Source organism: Nonomuraea sp. NPDC048881, from assembly GCF_040649795.1.
Lineage (GTDB): Bacteria > Actinomycetota > Actinomycetes > Streptosporangiales > Streptosporangiaceae > Nonomuraea.
Window position 1 is genome coordinate 276,643 of record NZ_JBEZGC010000005.1, and the last position, 15,844, is coordinate 292,486.

The window sequence follows — 15,844 nt, forward strand, 5'->3', positions numbered from 1 at the left end:
TGTCATCGGTTGTCGTAGCGGATTCCGGCCCGACTGATCGAGCGGCGGATCCGCGGCCTGGTCTAGGCTGACGGCCACCCGAAACGATCCAGGAGCGCGCATGGGCGGGGCGACCTCGGCAGACTACGCCTGGTTGAGCGACCGGTGGACCGACGGTGTCGGCACCACCGTCTTGTGCATCACGTTCGTCCGTGACCTGTCCCCCGCCGACGCCCTCCGACGGATCAAGGTCACCCCTGGCACTCGCGGCGACTTCAACGTCGCCGCCTACGCCGCTCGGGGCGGAACCGTCCTCGCCGACACGGGATGGGCCACCAAGTACGTCAGCAACCTGGCCGAGCCGTTGTCATTGGGCACGGCCGCGGCCATGGTGTTCGCCAATGTCGAGGACTCGGACTTCACCTACAGGGTGAACGACCGTCTGATCACCACGTTCGGCCTGTACGGCTACCGCTACCGGGAGGGCGACGATCCCGACCGGCTGCTCGCGGATGTCCGCGAACTGGGCCTGTACGACGACGGGGACGAATACTGCGAAGACCCCATCCCCGGCGCTCTGGCCCTCGCCTCCCGCGCCACCGGCGTACACCTGTCCCGCGCCCACTACGCCCGACCGGCCCTCACGGGTTCGACCGATCACCTCATGGAAGGTTGACCGCGCCGAGGACTGCGCCGTCGGCCACCCGGCGCCCGTCCCCCTCCCCGGTCTTCACGACGGTCAACCGCACCACGAAGTGCGGCGCACCGCTCGCCGGTGATCCCCGCGGGAATGTCAGATCCGCGTGCCACACTCCCCGTGATCACCCAGGAGGGAGAAACCGGTGCGCAGGCCGCCGCCCGCCTCCGCACGCCGGACCAGCGCCAAGAACGTGACCAGTACCGCGCCCATCGAATAGTGCAGCATCGGCCCGAACCTGACGATGTCCCAGCCGCCGAACTCAAGCGTTTCCCGGCAATCGTCCAAGATGACCCGAACAGCGTAGGGAAGGCTGAACACCCCGGCGAAGACCACGAACAGCGCCACCGTCACCCATGCGGCGCATGCTCCCCACCCGCCACGAAGGGCGAGAGTCGCACACAGCCCCAGCGCCATCACCCCGGTGGGCCAGCCGGACAACTCCGCGGAGATGGTCCCCCAGTTGATCTCGACCAGCCAATCGAACTTGCCGGGTTTCCACGGCTCGGCACTCAAGGGGCAGGCATAGCCGTGCGCCGAGTAGGTCGGCCCGCCAGAAAGGCGCCACTGCAAGGTACGCAAAGCGGGAGCCGCCAGAGCCGCCAAGGTCAGAAGGTGCACTCCCCAGCGCGGAGGAATCGCCGATAACGGAAGCAAGACAGCCGCCATGTGATCGCAGGAAAAGGGCGCCCAGCCTAGATCATTTCCCGTACGTATGTCAGCTGGCACCCACAATGGGCCAATGCGGGAACCGTGGGTGCATCTGGGCCGGCTGTGGACGAACGGCGATCCGTTTCTCGCTGTCGACGCTTCACTGCGCGGCGCCTGGCGCGGGTTCAGCGGCGACCAGTACGACCACATTGTGGATCTCGGCCCGGAAACCACCGGCATCCCGGTCGGAGCCGGCCGGGCGGTCCTCGTCGGCACCGAGGTACTTCTGGTGCTCGGACTTGATCACCGTTCGGGGCGTGGGGTACGAGGGCATGGCGGCCGCGATTCGCGAGCTGATCTCATCTGGAGAGATCGACACAGCATGCGGCCCGCTCGGGCCTCTTACCGATGACACGAACGCGTGAACGCCCCGGCTCCGAGTGGAGCCGCGCGACGTGGATTTCTGCCCGGTTGACGGCACGCTCATGGCGCGTCAATCACAGCGGCGAACACAGATTCGTTCTGTCGGTCCGCTGCTCTACGGTGTGCCGTCACGACGTCCTCTGTTGTGATCGGAGTGGTGAGCATGAGGTTGACGACGCCTTCGGCGCCGTTCGATTTGGCGGCTGTCTTCCCTGAACTGGCAGGTCAGCACCGGACCACGGTTCGTCTGCATCCACGCCGGGGAGAGCCGGCCGTCACGGACAGCTCTCTGGGCGGGCCGTTGTTGTGGCCGGCTGATGAGCCTTGGCCGATCTGTCCTGAGCCGCTGTCTCATCACCCCTCGGAGGGGTGGGATCCACTTCCACTCGTCCCGGTCATGCAGCTGTTCGCCCATGACGTTCCCGAGCTGCCCTTCCCCGATGACACCGACACCCTCCAGGTGTTGTGGTGCCCGCTCGATCACGAGCCGTACTCCCAGCCTCATCCGATCGTGCGTTGGCGTAAGGCGGAAGAGGTCGGAAGTCTGCTCACCAAGGCCCCTGAGCCGGATCCTGACAGCGACGACTCGTATCTCCCTATGGCGTGCGTCCTGTCGCCGGAGCGGGTGGAGGAGTACCCGGATGGCTGGGAGCTTCCCGATGAGCTCGGGGCTCGGATCTGGGCATGGGAGAAGGATGCCTCGAACTCTGACGACTTGAGCTACTTCTCGCACCTCTCAGCTGCTCCAGGGAGCAAGGTCGGAGGCTGGGTGGACTGGATCCAGGATCCGGTGCAGTTCGAGTGCGGCAGAGGCCATGAGATGGCACACCTGCTGACCATTGCGAGCTGGGAACTCGACATCAAGAGCGGCAGGCGTTGGGCGCCCATCGAAGAGCGTCCGCTGCTTACCCCTCACGCCCCTGAAGAAGTGCAGAACCCCACCGATCTCATGATCCAGGACGCTGGATCGCTCTACATGTTCGTCTGCCTGGAGTGCCCTGAGCGCCCAGTGGACTACATCAGCCAAGGGTCATGACTTCACCGCCGCGGTGATCGGCCGGTTCGGCGACAGCTTCCGCTGGGTGCCGGCGAGCTGTGTCACAGAGGGATCGGCAGTGCCGAGCAGGGGCTGTACATCAGTGCTTCGTCCAGGCGGACGCCGCTTTCCAGCTCCACCATGGCAAGGCAGGCCGCAATGATGTCCACCCTCGCCTCCGCGTCCTCGCTGTCATAGCCGCTCGCGAGAAGGTCGATGTACGGGCTCAAGGGACCCAGGTGCTCTGCCCATCTTGTGAAAGGCAGGGGGTCTGGATCCGGGTGATGGAGGAAGCCTTCGACCTGGCCGTAGCGGGCGTACATGCTGGTGTTGCCTTCGATGTCGAAGGACACGTACCAGTGCCGGAACCCCTGGCCGGCGAGTCGCTCGGTCATCTCCGTGCGGTCGCCGCCCGGGTTGACCCAGTCCAGCGTGACGATGCCGTTGCCGACCTGGTAGAGGCTGATGGAGCCGGTGCTGCGCGGCAGTTCGTCGGGGCCTTGGAGGGTGGCCCAATATCAGCCCCTGCGGAGGCACGAGCATCAGCTCGGCACCCGGCGGAAGAGGTTCCCCTGGGTCGTGCACCTCCAGTTCCTGACCAGGATGCTCGCGCGGGAACGCGAGCATCCTGGTGCCGACCGGAAGCGCTTCTTCAAAATCTGCGACGGATCTGCGCGGCTTCCACTGCTCAGCCGGGGCCTTCGGATCGCGGACCACACCACCCTGGCTGAGCTCTATGTAAACGAGCCCATCAGGGATCGTTTTCCGCCCCTTGACGCCCTTGAGCGCTTCCGTGACACGCATCCGCAGGACGACGCGATGGTCCAGAGGACCGCCGGGATAAGTCTTCAGAACGGGGCCCTGCTGCCAGCCGTCGATTGTTCCGGCTGCCACGACGGGACGGTCCGCGGCGAGTTCCTCCGGCGTTCTGTACGGGTCGAAGTCGGCCTCGACCACGCGTAACAGCGACAGGTCCAAAGAGCCCTTCGCTTCAGAGCCGGGGGCCTGCACCTGCTTCGGGCCCGCTTGTGTCGCGGGTGCGCCGTCGCCTGGCCCATCGCAGGCGGACAGGGCCGCCGTGGCGGCGAGGGCGAGCGCGGGAAGGGTCTGCTTCCGCATCGTTGTCCTCCCTCGTGGTCAGGCCCGGGAACGGACGCCAGTCGGCGATGTTGGTGAGCATTGTAGGTGTGGATCCAGGACCCGCTGGGGTTGCCGGTCGCCGCCCAGGACTCGTCCATGGGCGGGGAGCAAGTGGTGTACCGGTCGCGTCCCCCGTCCGGACCGCCTGCCACGAAACTCAGGTGCGGCGTCGCGTGGACGCCCTTTAGGCTGTGCCGGCGAAGCCCGACTTGTATCAATCTTGGTGAATCGGGGATGCGTGAGGTATGACGAGTCAATTGTTCGCGATCTGCTTCAATGCGATCCATCCCTCGGACCTGGCGCGGTTCTGGTCGGGGGTTCTGGGCTGGGAGATGGCCGACGGCCCTGACGACGACGTCGCGATCCTGCCACCCGACCCTGCCGGCTTCCGCGTCCGCTTCCTGCCGAGCCTGGAACCGAAGATCGGCCAGAACAGGGCGCACTTCGACCTGACGAGCACCTCCCCGGACGATCAGCAGCAGACGGTGGCCAGAGCACTGAGACTCGGCGGGAAGCACATCGACGTGGGCCAACTCCCGGAAGAGGGACACGTGGTGCTCGCCGACCCGGAGGACAACGAGTTCTGCGTCATCGAGGCGGGCAACAAGTTCCTCGCCGACACCGGCGTCATCGGTGCACTGGCCTGCGACGGCACCCAGGAGGTCGGCTACTTCTGGAGCGAGGCGCTGCGGTGGCCACTGGTCTGGGACCAGGACCAGGAGACCGCGATCCAGTCGCCGAGCGGCGGCACGAAGATCACGTGGGGTGGTCCTCCGGTGGCGCCGAAGACGGGCACGAACAGATTGTGCTTCGAGCTCGTGACGCCCGCCGACGCCGACTGGGAGACGGAGGTCGATCGCCTGCTCTCGCTCGGGGCGACGCGTGCCGACGAGGGCGATGGCGGCCAGATCCTGATGTTCGACCCGGACGGCAACGAATTCTCCGTACGCGGCCCCCGGTAGCGCGGCTCTGCCCGTCCGGTCCGCGTTTTCGATGCATCGCACATTTCGTGCCAGTGCCGGCTTGCGATCGTACGGACCGTGCTGCGCCAAGGCGGCGCCGGATGCCGCAGGTGGTGCGGCGCCCAACCGTCCCCGCACGGGCCGGGCTGATCTTCAGCTGGCCGCACTCGGCGGGGGGCCGACGTCGACGGCCGGCTGCGCGCCAGCTGCGGAGGCGGGGAGGGCGTCGGCCGGCCGCGAACACAGCCCCGCAATCGCCCTACGATCGGCCACGTATTGGGGGCGCTTACTCTGATGCGACTCTTGACCGGAACGGGGAGCAAATGATTTTAAGGGCATGCAGTCGGGTGTTGATGGGGATCGGGCTTGTGATCCTTGTTCCCAGCATCCTCATGCAGTTGGGAGTGCAGGACAAGTGGATGCGCGCGAGGGTGGTTGAGCCGTCGGAAGCGAATGCGTCCTTCCTGACACCGCTGGTGATCTCATGGATGGGTATCGCCCTGGGGATCGCGTGGGTGCTGGCGGCCATAACCTGCTATCTCATACCGAGATCCATGGCCTATCTGCAGCGAACGGAGGGCCGCCAAGGCGGTTCGGGTGCGGTCGTTTGACCTCCTCGCCACCTGATCACCCCGGAGCCGAAGTACCCTCACCGGAGGCGTGGGCTCAACGCTCACCAGCGCTGGAGTCGAGCCTGCCTTTCAGGCCTCGTTCCAGTTGTCGAGAACGATGACGGGCGCCTCTTCCACATCCAGCCACTCGCTTTCGATGCCCAAGCCAGTGGACGCCTCGATGAAGGCGAACGCCGCGCTGCGCTTGCCTCGATAGTCCTCGGGGTCGAGGTTGTCGAGCATGGCGCGGAACTCGGCCAGGATGCCCGGATCACCCTTTTGGACGGTGTGCTCGGCGAAGATGAAGTCGCGCATCCATGCCCTGATCTTGCCGTCGGCCGCGTAGAGAATCGTGTATCCCCCGTTGAAGTGCCAGGTCGTCATCCACACGCGTGACTCTTTGCTGAGTTCAGAGAGGATGTGATCGGGCGTGGCGAAGCCATGGGAGAACTCCAGGAAACCCCAGGCTCCTTCGCCCTGGTAGACGAAGAGCACGGGCATGTCCTCCTCCCCTGCCTCCTCTGTGGGGTACTCCATGATGCGTTTCTCGGGATCACGGCCCCCGTTCAGCCACCGCAGGAGATCGTCCACTGTGATCTCTTCATCGCGGGGTTGCACGACAGTCCAGCAGAGGGCCTCCTCAAAGTACTGCTGTTGGCTGAAAAGATTGCGGTAGTGATCGATCACGTGATGATTGTCGCGGAATGTGACAAGAGTGAAACAGCCCTCGTCTCCTCCGGAAACGCAGAAGAGGCCCGAAGGGCCTCTGAACTGCACTTACTGCTGACGGAAGATACAAGGTTCGACATTGTCCCTCGGCCCTGCAATGTCGGTCCATCTCGCGTACATCCCGGAGCATGCTCCGGCGTCACGCATTCTTCGTCCGCTCTTGCAGGCGTTTAAGGTGCCGGAAATACTGGCCACCTCGCGATCGGACTGCCCGGTCGATCAGTCGGACTTGTGGATCTGACGCATGCTCGTAGATCTCGAACGGATCGCCGTCGCGGCTAGGCTTCGACGGTCACCCCACCACCGTGGACGAGCGGTCGAGCGAGGTATCGATGACCTTCCAAGCGAGCAGCATGCCGCCACCCGGGCTGGAACAGCGTCCTACTTGGTCAGGGATTCGGCGACGAGTCGCCAGATGTCCGCGGCCAGGTCCATGTTGCCGCTCTGCTGGGCCTGCTCGGCGAGCTTGCGCAGCCCGGCGAGCGCCGCGTCCTGCTCGCCCTCCAGGAGCAGGACGCGGTTGCGCAGGACGTCGAGCCGCATCCGCTCCTGGTAGGTGAGCAGGTCGTCGAAGCCGGTCAGCCGGTCGAGGGCCGTGCGGGCCTCGTCGAGGTCGCCGGCGAGGACGGCGATCCGGGCGCGTACGGCCAGCAGTTGCTGCTCGATGGCGGGGGCGCCCGCGAACGGCATCGCGGCCTGGACTTCGGTGACACGCCGCCGGGCGGACTCCGTTCTGGGCGGATCGGCCCTGAGGTCGAGCCGGGCCGCGCCGAGGCGCAGGCGCATCCAGAGCGTCAGGTCGTCACGGCCGTCGAAGCCGTCGATGGCCTGGTTCATCAGCTCCGCGCCGGTGTCGAGGTCGCCCTGGCGGATCCGGATGTTGGCCACGGTCCACACGGCTTGCGCCCGCAGCGTTCCCGAGACCTGGTCCGCCAGCGTGAGCAGTTCGTCGGCATGCCGGGCGGCGTCGGGAAGCCGCCCGGCCTCGGCCAGCGCCGACACCAGGGCCAGCAGCGTGGAGGCGCGCACGCGGGCGGGCAGCGCTTCGCGTTCGGCCAGCTCGTAGGCGTGTGTCGCGGCATCGACGGCGCCGGCGATCTCTCCGGTGCTGCGCATGCAGCGCGACAGTGCGGCCAGCACCCTGGACTGCAGCTCGGGCAGCCCGATCTGCGCGCTGAGCGTGGCCAGCTCGTCGAGGCAGGTGCGCTGCTCGGCGTACTCCTGACGCCACTGACGCCATTCGGCGACCTGCCAGAGGGCCTGCCAGCGCAGCAGGGGGTCCTCCCCGCGGGAGGTTTTCAGGGCGTCGCTGAGGGTCTGGCCGCCTTCGTCCTGGCTCAGGCCGGTGGCCAGGGTCAGGCTCTCGGCCAGGGAGGTGGCGGTGGACTGGGTGAGGGCGGCGGGGCTGATGCCGAGCTGGGTGGCCAGGTGCGTGATGGCCCGTTCGGTGGGCTGACGCGCCCCTGATTCCAGCCGGGACAGGTATCCGGTGGACATGCCCTCGCCCGCGAGGGCTGCGAGCGTCAGGCCGCGTTCGGTCCTCAGTTGCCTCAGTCGGCGGCCGAAGAGTGGTTGTTCGAGCATGTCCGAACTCCCGGGTAGCGGTTGACGTCGTCCGACGTCCGGAGGGTAGCTCACTTGCCTCCTTCTAGACAAGTTCTTGCCCAGCGCCAACGTCGGTGCCATGCGGCTTTGGCAATCAGTCTTGGCAACTACTTGCCAAGACTGTGGCAACAGCCGTAGCGTTCCTGTCGTCGCCAACGGACCTCGTCGCCGACAAGCCAGAAGCAACCCGAAGGAGCACCGCCATGCCCATCGCCCTCACCGACCAGGACCAGCTCACCCTGCGCACCGCTGCCTGGGGCGCCGTCTCGCTGATGTCCGCCGCCGGTGCCGCCGGCTCGGCCCACAAGGCCGCCGCCGAGGGCTCCGTCGCCCTGACGTCCGCGACCGGCCTGGTCGGGCACGTCCTGGCCAAGGCGCCCAAGGGCGTGAAGTACGGCAGGACCGTGGCCGAACTCGCCGACCAGGTGTTGCCTGCCCTGAACGCCTCCATGAGCCTGCTCGCGAAGTCGGCGCCGGCCGAGGCCGACAACTTCCGCCGCACCGTCCTGGTCGCCGTCGAAGCGGCCACCCACGGGAGGCCCAGCCCCACCATGACCGAGATGGCCCGCAAGATCAGCGCAGCCCTCGACACCGCTCCGGCCACGCCCGAGGTGAGCGTGGCGAGCACCGTGGCCGTGCAGGATCGCCCGGAACTGCGGGAGGCCATGCAGGCGTACGTCGATTCCGGGGTGGCCACCGGAATGCAACTGCGAGTGAACGACGAGCGCGGCGAGTGGGTCGGCACCGCCGGGGTGCGCGAGCTGGGCTCGCCGGAGAAGCCGCCGGCGGACGGACGGTTCCGGGTCGGCAGCTCCACCAAGACGTTCGTCGCGACCGTGGTGCTGCAGCTCGTGGCCGAGGGCAGGATCGGACTGGACAACCCGGTGGACGGCTACCTGCCCGAGTTCGCGCTGGACGGCCGGATCACCGTACGGATGCTGCTGCAGCACACCAGCGGGATCTTCAACCACACCGGCGAGTACTACGAGGACGGGACGTTCGCGCCGGGAATCGCGTGGTCGGGCAAGGAATGGGTGGACGGCCGGTTCCACACCCACCAGCCCGAGGAGCTGGTCCGGCTGGCGCTGTCCAAGCCGGCGCGCTTCGAGCCGGGCACGGACTGGAGCTACTCCAACACCAACTACGTGCTGGCCAGGCTGCTGATCGAGCGGGTCACGGGCCGCTCGTTCGCCGAGGAAATGCGGCGGCTGATCCTGGGCCCGTTGGGACTGACGGGCACCGAGGCGCCGGGCACCTCGACGGAGATCACCGGCCCGCACGCCCACAGCTACTACCGGTACGAGGACGGCGGCCAGGAGCACACGGTGGACGTCACCAGCCAGAATCCTTCCTGGATCTCCGCCGGCGGCGACATGATCTCGACCACCCAGGACCTGCACACGTTCTTCTCCGCGCTGAACGGCGGCCGGCTGCTGCCCGCCGAACTGCTGACCGAGATGCGCAAGCCGGACCCGAAGATCGGCTACGGCCTGGGGATCTTCGAGCAGGACCTGGGCGAGAACGGCGGCACCGTCTACCACCACAACGGCGGCATGGCCGGCTCCGCGGCCCTGATGTACAGCACGCCCGACGGCCGCAAGACGATGACGGCCTCCGTGACCTACGTGGACGACGCCGCCCTGTCCAAGGCGGCGGCCTTCCAGCAGGCGACACAGCGGCTCATCGACGAGGTGTTCGGCGATGGCCGGCCCGCGAACTGAGAACAGCGACCAAGCCCCCAGAGACGAGGACATCATGAACACGACGATCAGCCGGCGCGCGGCCGTCGCGGCGCTCGCAACGGCGGTGCTGGCGGGGGCCGCCACCCCCGCCATGGCCGCCTCCAGCGCGCAGGATCGCCCGGAGCTGCGCAAGGCGATGAACGCCTTCGTCGACGCCGGTTTCACCGGGATCCAGCTACGCGTGCGCGATCAGCAGGGCGACTGGGCCGCCGGCGCCGGGGTGCGCAAGCTGGGCTCGGCCGCCAAGCCCCCGGCCGACGGGAGCTTCTGGGCGGGCAGCATCACCAAGACCTTCACCGCGACCATGGTGCTGCAGCTCGTGGCCGAGGGCAGGATCGGGCTGGACAGTCCCGCCGCCGACTACCTGCCCGGCTACGGGCTGGACGAGCGGATCACCGTACGGATGCTGCTGCGGCACACCAGCGGGATCTTCAACTACACCGGCGAGTACAACCCCGACGGGACGATGGACGAACCGGGGATCCCCGCCAACGGCGACGAATGGGTGCCCAACCGGTTCAACAGCTACAAGCCCGAAGAACTGGTACGTCTGGCGCTGTCCAAGAAGCCGCGCTTCGAACCCGGGACGCAATGGAGCTACTCCAACACCAACTACACCGTGGCGCTGCTGCTGATCGAGAACGTCACCGGCCACTCCTATGCCACCGAGCTGAAGCGGCGCATCACCGGCCCGCTCGGACTGTGGGGCACCCTCGCGGCGGGCAACCGCACGACGGCACTGCCCGGCCCGCACACCCACGGCTACTACCAGTACAAGGGCCGCGTGATCGACCTCTCCCACCAGAACCTGTCCCTGTTGACCGGCGCCGGTGACCTGATCTCCACCACCCAGGACCTGGCCACGTTCTTCTCCGAGCTGAACGGCGGCAAGCTCCTGCCCGCCCCGCTGCTGGCCGAGATGCGCACGGCGATCCCCACGTCGATCCCCAAGCAGGACTACGGCCTCGGCATCTGGGCGCAGGACCTGGGCCCTGGCTGCGGCACCGTCTACCAGCACAACGGCAGCCCGCCGCACGGCTACGGCGCGCTGATGTACAGCTCGCCCGACGGCAGCAAGACCCTGACCGCCTCGGTGACCTGGCTGGACTCGGCCACCAGAGGTTCGGCGAAGGACTTCCTGACGCTCGTGGACGCCCTCGTCAAGCAGGAGTTCTGCGACACACCGACCGAACAGACGCGGCCGGACAATCCTGGTTCCGCCTTCTGAGGACCCGGTGACCGCGGGGTGACGGGCCTCTTCCCGCTGGTGTGGCACAGGGCAGCCGAACACGGCGGCCGACCTGCTACACCGCCGAAGAGGCGTGATCATGACGAGATCTGCCGCTGCGAAGATCCCTGGCTTATGAGACGACGAATGGCCCTGGCGGTTCTCCTGGTGACCGCATCCACGGTGACTGCAGGGCCGGTCGTGCGGGCCGATGCCGTGTCGGACCCGGCCGACGCCATTCAGCGCCGGCTCGTGCCGGGCCATGGAGTGAAGATCGTCCAGCGTACCCGGGTGAACTGGTTCGGCAGTTGGTCCACCCACAAGCCGGTGCGCGGCGTCGTGGGGTTCGGCAAGGGCAAGATCGTGGCCACAGACCTGACGAACTACAACTTGGGACGCCACGGGATCCGCAACATCTGCATCGGAAAGCGCGGCTACCAGCTGTACGCCGAGCCCGACCCCGACCAGCCGCTGCCGCCGGGCAAGAGTTGGGTCACGTACGAGTGGCCCTGCCGGCTCGTTCTGAAGTCCGGCCACCATGTCAGCCTCAGCGACCCGGCCACCCTCAGAGCAGTGTTGGCCACCACCGCGCGCAAGCGGCCCGCCGGAGTCTACGACGGTGTGCGCACCACCCTCCACGAGGGCGCCATCACCTTCGCGCAACTCCACAAGGTCAACCCGGCCATGCGCATCGGCTTCCGCAGCAAGCCCACCGGCGAGTACGCCTCCTGGAAGGTGTCCTGGCGGTTGTGGATCGGCCGTGACCAACTCGTCCGCAGGGCGTGGAGCGCGTGGCGCGAACCGAACGACAGCCGCGACAAGTCCGCCACAGAGAACCCGTACTACGCCTTCGAAGAGGATCTCCGGTTGTCGAACTGGGGGATGAAGGCAGACATACAGCCCCCGCCCGCGGATGAGACCGTTTCGTCGGAGGAGTTGGACGACTGACCCGAACGCCACGCCGGCCGCTTGACCGCTTCCGACGTCGGCGCTCTGAACACCCCAGAACGAGGCCCACTGAAGATCAAAAGCCCAGGCCGACGACCTGGGCTTTTGTATGGATGGACCCTAGAGATTCGAACTTCTGACATCCGGCTTGCAAAGCCGCACACGATCTCACTCCACCAGCGAAGACGCGCGTGCAACGGCACTGATCGCTGTTCCCCCTCGCCTCCTGCCCCATCGGGCACGCGACGCCCACAGGTGTCAGACTCACCACGTGATCACCGATGCGCTCATCTTCCTCCAGTCTTGGTACGCCTCCTGCTGCAATGACGACTGGGAACACAGTTACGGCGTGTCTATCGAAACGTTGGACAATCCGGGATGGCACGTGAAGATCGACCTCGTCGACACGCCTCTTACGGGGCCTTTGCTGGACCCCTCAAGGTGGAACGCACCGAGGATGACTGGGTACATGTCTGGAGCGACGGGATCCGCTTCGAAGGAGCATGTGGGCCCCTGAACCTCGGTGAGCTGTTGGAAGCATTTCGCGACTTCGTCGACAATGCCGTCCCCGTCACTGACTGACGCTCTCACCAGGTGGCCTCAGGCCGGCTGCCCCGGGGGAGCCCGACGGCAGCTTCCGGCAGAGCCGACGGCTACGCGGCGCCTCCGGCCTCCTTCCGGTCAGCGCCGCCCACTTCGCTCTCCGATGGCCGGCTAACGGGTTTGCGCCACGCCCGGTGCCGCGTCCGACCGGCACATGCGCACAGCACCCCAAGCACTTGAAGGCTGAGGTAGACGAACAGGAATCTGTAGGCATTCGGCCACACGCGCCCGTCGTTGACGGCGAACACGAAGAAGAAGCCGGCAGCACCCCAGCCCAAGCCGATCAGAATAAGCGCCCGACCGGCTCTGTACCAGCCAGATCGGCGATACGCGTCCACACCGCGAACTGTCCCACGAACACATCACCCCAACAAGACCGCCTCCAGCGGATACCTCCCGCTCCGGAGCCTGTACGGAGTTCGGATCTCTAGGCCGACGGGAGGCTTCGGATCCATAGGACGGCCCCGCGTAGGTACAGGCCGGCCAGATGGCTGTCGGGTGTCCTGTCGAACAGGAAAGCCGGCCCACGCCGCTCTCTGATCCGGTTGGTGCAGCGTTCGGCCGTGTTGCGCTGCTTGTAGAGATCGGGATCACGGGGGACCGGCCGGCCGCCGGCAGATGGGTTAGGTTGGTCGAGATGAGGACATATGAGGACCTTCCGGCGGAGCTGGTGACCGAGCGGCTGCGGTTGCGACGGTGGGTGCCGTCGGATGCAGAGCAGTTCCGCGGGTTGTGGTTCGAGCGGGACCCGCGAGTGCCGGCGGCCCGGCGGATCGACGCCGAGGGACGGCCGACGGTCGAGGACGTCCGCGGCTGGCTCGTTGACAATCCGCTGACGGCGGCTCCTGGGCTCGGGTTGCTGGCCATAGAGCTGCGCGACACCGGTGGGTTCATCGGGTATTGCGGATTGACCGTCGGCCATGGATCGTTCGACGAACCCGAGATCGCGTACGAGCTGGCACAACGAGCCCACGGCCATGGTTATGCGACAGAAGCCGCCCGTGCGGTCTTGGAAGCCGCGATTCGAACAGGGCGTCGCCGCCTCTGGGCCACTGTGCGGGAGTGGAACACCCCCTCGTTCCGCGTCCTTGAGAAACTCGGCTTCCACCGAAGCGACCGCGTCGACGAGGACGTCGAACACGGCAACTCGATCTGGATGACGCGCGTACTCGACCCGCGATAGAGACGCGAGCATCAGCCACCAGATCACGCAGCTCGCGCAGGTGGCCGCCGCCGAAGGCCTCGACGGGACGCAAGGGGTGGGAGTTGCCGGACGGTCGTTCGGTACGTCCGCGCATCATCTCGACCAGCCAGGCCCGATCGGCGGCCGCCTTCACCGCCCCGACAGGGTAGGCGCGGTCGAGCGCCGAACAGGACCGCCTGGACGCAAGCACCCCCGCCCCGAACGTCGCACGGCCCTCAGGCGGCCTCAGCGCCCCCCACCCCTCACCTCCCGGCGATGAGGCCAGCACGGCCACATCCACCTCCCAGGGCCGCTACGGAACCCGAAAAGATCTTCCAGCGCGAGGTCATCGACCGGCACCAGCTGCTCGCGCAGACGAACCCGGAAACGTCGGAGGCCGGTGGCCATGACATCGCCGCCCCTCAAGGTCTTCCATGCAGCCAGAGCACGAGCGTTCTAACCGTCCAAAGCCTGGTCGCCCCTCATGGAGGTCCCCTACGCCCTACGTCATGCGGCCGTCTCCACATGGCTCAACGCTGGCGTGCCGAGCGCCCCAGGTAGCCGAATGGGCAGGACACGGCGTTGACGTTCTTCTACGCGTCCACGCCAAATGCATCAACGGACAGCCGAGCGAGGCCATGCGCCGCATCTGGACAGGAGGTCAACGGCCCTCGGGCAGAGCGTGATTACAAGTAGCTGCGTTGGGCTCCCTACGGCTGGGCAATGGCGGCCAGGTTCACCACGCGGACACCGCCGCCCTGCGTCCAGAAGATGACACCGCTGCCTGAGGACCACTGTCTGCCCCCCGACGGCAGTCGAGCGCTGTCAAAGGTCACGGTTGTCCGCGTGCGGGCGTCGTAGATCTCGCCGAAGGCAGTAAAGAACCGATCCTGATACGGGTAGCCGCGCAGCCCTTGGTGGACGTGGTTCCAGCTGCCGTCACTGCGCTGGACGACGGTGTCGTCTCTGCGTGTCCCGGTACACCAGGTCGGCCCGCAGCGCAGGCCCTCGACACCTGACGCGGGGCGGATCTGGATGGTCATTCCCGTCTGCAGGTTGACGACTTTGGTCGGATTGGTACGCATGTCCAGAGGCTCATCCGTCGCCCATGGCCACTCCACGAGTTGCAGGCCCTTGGACCCGGATACCCGTTCGGGGACTCCACGGCCGATCCTCATCCGCCAGACCCCGTCGAGCGGCGCCGACCAGATGACGTCCTGGCCGGCGAGTGCCAGGCGATCGACGTTCTCTGCCGGGACTGGTCCGACCTTGCTCGTCTGTCCACCGGCCCGCAGAGGGGCGATCCAGACGTGCCCGTCGGCGAGCCAGGCCACCCGCTCACGGTCGACGGCCAGATACCGCGGCGCCTGCCTGGGAGCGGCGACCGTTCGTGAACTCCTGGAGGCGGCGTCGTAGACGTCGAGCCTTCCCTGCTCGTTCCAGACCAGCACTTCGGTGGCGCTGATCGCCGCCAGCGGTCGGGAGCGACCGGGCATGGTGAACACCGCCTGTGGCCACATCCGCTCGACCGCGTTGCGCGCCGGCCCCGGCCCAGCCGGATCCACCACAAGCTGCGGTACGGGCCAGGCGGTCGTCACGCCCCAGGCCAGGGCCGCCGCGCAGACCACCGCGAGCGCGCCGCGGGTCCGCCGGCGCGCCCGCTTCCGCCGCATGGCCAGTACGCCGGGCAGCACGTCCAGGTTCTCGGCCCGGTCGGCGATGGTGCGCAACGCCTGGGCCAGCTTCTCCTCGGTTGTCATCTCCACCTCCCCGTGAGTGCGTCCGCGCGGACGCGGAGTGTGGCCAGGGCGCGTGAGACCTGGCTGCGTACGGTCGCCTGCGAGATGCCGAGCCTGGCCGCGATCTCCTCGTCGGCGAGATCCTCGTAGTAGCGCAGGACCAGCACCGCGCGCTGTCTGGCCGGTAAGGCCCGCAGGCGCTGCCAGATCTCGCCGAGCTCGTGTTCGTCCTCGTGGACCGGGGCGGGAACCTCCTCCGTGAGGTGCTCCAGCCGTCGCCTGCGCCACCAGCTCACATGCTGCCGGGCCATGATCGTCCGAACGTACCCCTCGGGGTCATCCTTGTTGCGTACACGCCGCCATGAGGAGCTCAGTTTGAGCAGAGCCTCCTGGACCAGGTCGGCCGCGTCGTCGGCGCTGCCGGTCAGCACCAGGCCGTAGCGCAGCAGCGCATGGCTCCTGGCACGGACGAACTCCTCGAACTCCACCTTCCAGGGACGCATGAGCCGACGTCCTCGTTGCAAAAACCTTTCACGCCGAGCCCGCACTGATCATGCGATGGCAGGCC

At 67.1% G+C, this 15,844-nt stretch carries 17 protein-coding genes and 1 pseudogene; 11 read left to right on the forward strand and 7 right to left on the reverse strand.

The window, feature by feature from the left end; genetic code table 11:
• Nucleotides 1–100 precede the first annotated feature (100 nt).
• Entirely contained in the window at nt 101–655 is a 555-nt protein-coding gene (locus AB0C33_RS19980) for a DUF6461 domain-containing protein (protein ID WP_358289881.1), read from the forward strand.
• A gap of 117 nt (nt 656–772) precedes the next feature.
• On the opposite strand, the gene AB0C33_RS19985 is transcribed toward AB0C33_RS19980, so the two are convergent.
• Together AB0C33_RS19985 and AB0C33_RS19990 are read right to left on the reverse strand one after the other, a co-directional pair.
• Nucleotides 773–1,345 (reverse strand): hypothetical protein, encoded by a 573-nt coding sequence (locus AB0C33_RS19985; RefSeq protein ID WP_358289884.1) that lies wholly within the window; start codon nt 1,343–1,345, stop codon nt 773–775.
• 142 nt (nt 1,346–1,487) lie between these two features.
• Nucleotides 1,488–1,634, reverse strand: a complete 147-nt coding sequence (locus AB0C33_RS19990; RefSeq protein WP_358289887.1) for a hypothetical protein — start codon at nt 1,632–1,634, stop codon at nt 1,488–1,490.
• Nucleotides 1,635–2,147: 513 nt separating this feature from the next.
• Between AB0C33_RS19990 and AB0C33_RS19995 the strand changes: the two genes are divergently transcribed.
• Complete coding sequence (locus AB0C33_RS19995) at nt 2,148–2,786, forward strand: hypothetical protein (RefSeq protein ID WP_358289890.1); 639 nt, start codon at nt 2,148–2,150, stop codon at nt 2,784–2,786.
• A gap of 62 nt (nt 2,787–2,848) precedes the next feature.
• On the opposite strand, the gene AB0C33_RS20000 is transcribed toward AB0C33_RS19995, so the two are convergent.
• Complete coding sequence (locus tag AB0C33_RS20000; RefSeq protein ID WP_358289893.1) at nt 2,849–3,181, reverse strand: hypothetical protein; 333 nt, start codon at nt 3,179–3,181, stop codon at nt 2,849–2,851.
• Nucleotides 3,182–3,365: 184 nt separating this feature from the next.
• Here AB0C33_RS20000 and AB0C33_RS20005 point away from each other — a divergent pair, with 184 nt between their 5' ends.
• From AB0C33_RS20005 to AB0C33_RS20015, 3 genes are all read left to right on the forward strand, one after another.
• Nucleotides 3,366–3,749, forward strand: a complete 384-nt coding sequence (locus AB0C33_RS20005; RefSeq protein ID WP_358289896.1) for a hypothetical protein — start codon at nt 3,366–3,368, stop codon at nt 3,747–3,749.
• Nucleotides 3,750–4,171: 422 nt separating this feature from the next.
• Nucleotides 4,172–4,888, forward strand: a complete 717-nt coding sequence (locus AB0C33_RS20010; RefSeq protein ID WP_358289899.1) for a VOC family protein — start codon at nt 4,172–4,174, stop codon at nt 4,886–4,888.
• A 368-nt stretch (nt 4,889–5,256) separates the two neighbouring features.
• Nucleotides 5,257–5,499: a hypothetical protein gene (locus AB0C33_RS20015; protein WP_358289901.1), complete on the forward strand. Its 243-nt coding sequence runs from the start codon at nt 5,257–5,259 to the stop codon at nt 5,497–5,499.
• Between the two features lie 90 nt (nt 5,500–5,589).
• Here the strand turns inward: AB0C33_RS20015 and AB0C33_RS20020 are convergent, their stop codons facing one another.
• Both AB0C33_RS20020 and AB0C33_RS20025 read right to left on the reverse strand, forming a co-directional pair.
• Entirely contained in the window at nt 5,590–6,186 is a 597-nt protein-coding gene (locus AB0C33_RS20020; protein WP_358289904.1) for a hypothetical protein, read from the reverse strand.
• Between the two features lie 423 nt (nt 6,187–6,609).
• A complete protein-coding gene (locus tag AB0C33_RS20025; protein WP_358289907.1) occupies nt 6,610–7,812 on the reverse strand; it encodes a helix-turn-helix transcriptional regulator in 1,203 nt (400 codons plus the stop codon).
• A 224-nt stretch (nt 7,813–8,036) separates the two neighbouring features.
• Between AB0C33_RS20025 and AB0C33_RS20030 the strand changes: the two genes are divergently transcribed.
• The 6 genes and pseudogenes from AB0C33_RS20030 to AB0C33_RS20055 all read left to right on the forward strand — a co-directional run bounded on the left by AB0C33_RS20030 (nt 8,037) and on the right by AB0C33_RS20055 (nt 13,537).
• The gene (locus tag AB0C33_RS20030) at nt 8,037–9,554 is read left to right on the forward strand and encodes a serine hydrolase domain-containing protein (protein ID WP_358289910.1); all 1,518 of its coding nucleotides are present in this window, start codon (nt 8,037–8,039) and stop codon (nt 9,552–9,554) included.
• 34 nt (nt 9,555–9,588) lie between these two features.
• Entirely contained in the window at nt 9,589–10,803 is a 1,215-nt protein-coding gene (locus AB0C33_RS20035; protein WP_358289912.1) for a serine hydrolase domain-containing protein, read from the forward strand.
• 147 nt (nt 10,804–10,950) lie between these two features.
• Nucleotides 10,951–11,751, forward strand: coding sequence for a hypothetical protein (locus tag AB0C33_RS20040; RefSeq protein ID WP_358289915.1), 801 nt, complete (start codon nt 10,951–10,953; stop codon nt 11,749–11,751).
• Nucleotides 11,752–12,022: 271 nt separating this feature from the next.
• Nucleotides 12,023–12,157, forward strand: a pseudogene (locus AB0C33_RS20045) (Imm53 family immunity protein); the annotation flags it as partial.
• Complete coding sequence (locus AB0C33_RS20050; RefSeq protein ID WP_358289917.1) at nt 12,130–12,333, forward strand: Imm53 family immunity protein; 204 nt, start codon at nt 12,130–12,132, stop codon at nt 12,331–12,333. The pseudogene AB0C33_RS20045 and the gene AB0C33_RS20050, both read left to right, overlap by 28 nt.
• A 508-nt stretch (nt 12,334–12,841) precedes the next feature.
• Entirely contained in the window at nt 12,842–13,537 is a 696-nt protein-coding gene (locus tag AB0C33_RS20055) for a GNAT family N-acetyltransferase (protein WP_358289921.1), read from the forward strand.
• A 710-nt stretch (nt 13,538–14,247) separates the two neighbouring features.
• Here the strand turns inward: AB0C33_RS20055 and AB0C33_RS20060 are convergent.
• Together AB0C33_RS20060 and AB0C33_RS20065 are read right to left on the reverse strand one after the other, a co-directional pair.
• Nucleotides 14,248–15,297, reverse strand: coding sequence for a hypothetical protein (locus AB0C33_RS20060; RefSeq protein WP_358289924.1), 1,050 nt, complete (start codon nt 15,295–15,297; stop codon nt 14,248–14,250).
• On the reverse strand, nt 15,294–15,779 hold the full coding sequence (locus AB0C33_RS20065; protein ID WP_358289926.1) for a SigE family RNA polymerase sigma factor: 486 nt from the start codon (nt 15,777–15,779) through the stop codon (nt 15,294–15,296). The genes AB0C33_RS20060 and AB0C33_RS20065 overlap by 4 nt, the downstream gene beginning before the upstream one ends.
• Nucleotides 15,780–15,844: the final 65 nt, after the last annotated feature.

Coding starts and splice junctions, on each gene's coding strand:
- AB0C33_RS19980 (WP_358289881.1), top strand. CDS start 101: ATGGGCGGGGCGACCTCGGCAGACTACGCCTGGTTGAGCGACCGGTGG.
- AB0C33_RS19985 (WP_358289884.1), bottom strand. CDS start 1,345: ATGGCGGCTGTCTTGCTTCCGTTATCGGCGATTCCTCCGCGCTGGGGA.
- AB0C33_RS19995 (WP_358289890.1), top strand. CDS start 2,148: ATGCAGCTGTTCGCCCATGACGTTCCCGAGCTGCCCTTCCCCGATGAC.
- AB0C33_RS20000 (WP_358289893.1), bottom strand. CDS start 3,181: ATGACCGAGCGACTCGCCGGCCAGGGGTTCCGGCACTGGTACGTGTCC.
- AB0C33_RS20010 (WP_358289899.1), top strand. CDS start 4,172: ATGACGAGTCAATTGTTCGCGATCTGCTTCAATGCGATCCATCCCTCG.
- AB0C33_RS20025 (WP_358289907.1), bottom strand. CDS start 7,812: ATGCTCGAACAACCACTCTTCGGCCGCCGACTGAGGCAACTGAGGACC.
- AB0C33_RS20030 (WP_358289910.1), top strand. CDS start 8,037: ATGCCCATCGCCCTCACCGACCAGGACCAGCTCACCCTGCGCACCGCT.
- AB0C33_RS20035 (WP_358289912.1), top strand. CDS start 9,589: ATGAACACGACGATCAGCCGGCGCGCGGCCGTCGCGGCGCTCGCAACG.
- AB0C33_RS20040 (WP_358289915.1), top strand. CDS start 10,951: ATGGCCCTGGCGGTTCTCCTGGTGACCGCATCCACGGTGACTGCAGGG.
- AB0C33_RS20050 (WP_358289917.1), top strand. CDS start 12,130: ATGGCACGTGAAGATCGACCTCGTCGACACGCCTCTTACGGGGCCTTT.
- AB0C33_RS20055 (WP_358289921.1), top strand. CDS start 12,842: ATGGCTGTCGGGTGTCCTGTCGAACAGGAAAGCCGGCCCACGCCGCTC.
- AB0C33_RS20060 (WP_358289924.1), bottom strand. CDS start 15,297: ATGACAACCGAGGAGAAGCTGGCCCAGGCGTTGCGCACCATCGCCGAC.
- AB0C33_RS20065 (WP_358289926.1), bottom strand. CDS start 15,779: ATGCGTCCCTGGAAGGTGGAGTTCGAGGAGTTCGTCCGTGCCAGGAGC.